Annotated in this window: 1 protein-coding gene; it reads left to right on the top strand. The window is 57.6% G+C overall.

The annotated features are described in order from the left end of the window. Positions 1–73: 73 nt before the first annotated feature. Positions 74–1099 (top strand): IS110 family RNA-guided transposase, encoded by a 1026-nt coding sequence (locus A6V37_RS01030; protein ID WP_064272057.1) that lies wholly within the window; start codon positions 74–76, stop codon positions 1097–1099. The last annotated feature ends 263 nt before the right edge of the window (positions 1100–1362 follow it).

Here is a 1362-nt window from a genome sequence, read left to right as displayed (position 1 = left end):
ACTAATGAGATGGTCGCCCCCGTCCTCAGGGCATCTACGCTTAGGGGAATTTCCCACCTCCGAGGAGGCCATCATGCACGACGTGACACTGATTGGAATTGACCTGGGCAAACACGTATTTCATCTCCACGGGCAGGACCGGGCTGGCAACGCACTGCTTCGCAAGAAGTTCAGCCGTAAGCAGCTGATCATCTTTCTTGGCAACCTTCATCCCTGCACAGTCGTCATGGAAGCCTGTGCTGGTGCCCACTGGATGGCCCGCAAGCTCTCCGAACTGGGGCATCAGGTCAAACTGATTTCACCACTATTCGTTCGTCCGTTCGTGAAAGGGAACAAGAATGATTTCGTTGATGCGGAGGCCATCTGCGAAGCCGCTTCACGTCCGTCAATGCGCTTCGTCACGCCGAAGACGGAATCCCGGCAAAGCCTGTCCGCGCTGCATCGCGTGCGCGACTCGCTTGTTCGCGATCGAGTGAAAACCATCAACCAGATTCATGGCTTCCTGCTGGAATTCGGCGTTAGTCTGCCAACGGGCAGCGCCGTGATCAGGCGCCTGCCCGCCGTGCTTGCCGAGCATGTCCTGCCGCCACAAATGATCGCACTGTTGGAGCGCTTGCACGCGCACTTCAAGTACCTCTCTGAACAGGTCGACCAGCTCGACAAGGAACAGGCCCGACAACTTGCGGACGATGATCTGGGTCAACGCCTGCTGACGATCCCAAGTGTCGGACCAGTCACCGCTAGTGCGCTAACGGCAGAGATGGGTGATGGCAAACAATTTGGCTGCAGTCGCGACTTTGCCGCCTCGGTAGGACTGGTACCCCGACAATACAGCACAGGCGGGAAACCCAATCTGCTCGGCATCACCAAGCGCGGTGACAAGAACCTGCGGCGCCTGTTGGTTCAGTGCGCGAAATCGTACATGCGGCGCCTCGGCAGCCAAACCGGCCCTCTGGCCGACTGGGTGCGCTCGCTGCTAACCCGGCGACATCCGAACGTGGTGGCCTGCGCACTGGCCAGCAAACTCGCCCGCATTGCGTGGGCGATAGCGACGCGCCACACCACGTTTGCTGCGGAGCCTCTTTTCAAGCCGATCTGATACCCGATCCTGCGCTGTTATCCCGAAGTCTTCCTATCTGGTTTTGCGATTGCTGAATTCGGATGACGTGAACGGCCCACCGGCCTGACGAACAACCTGGGAAGTAAATAGGCTTTTCAAAGCCGCGCTACTTTTAAGGATCGTTGGGCGCGACTCTCATCATGGCGCGGGGACATATCCCCATAACGACGCCGGATAGATTTGAGCAAACCAACTACGCCATCAAAAATCAGTGTTGCAAAAACGGGGGCGACCATAGATTT

Source organism: Paraburkholderia ginsengiterrae (assembly GCF_001645125.1).
GTDB lineage: Bacteria > Pseudomonadota > Gammaproteobacteria > Burkholderiales > Burkholderiaceae > Paraburkholderia > Paraburkholderia ginsengiterrae.
This window is presented reverse-complemented; position numbering and strand designations above follow the sequence as displayed.

Excerpts from the sequence above, each read along its gene's own strand:
- A6V37_RS01030 (WP_064272057.1), top strand. The coding sequence starts at position 74 with ATGCACGACGTGACACTGATTGGAATTGACCTGGGCAAACACGTATTT.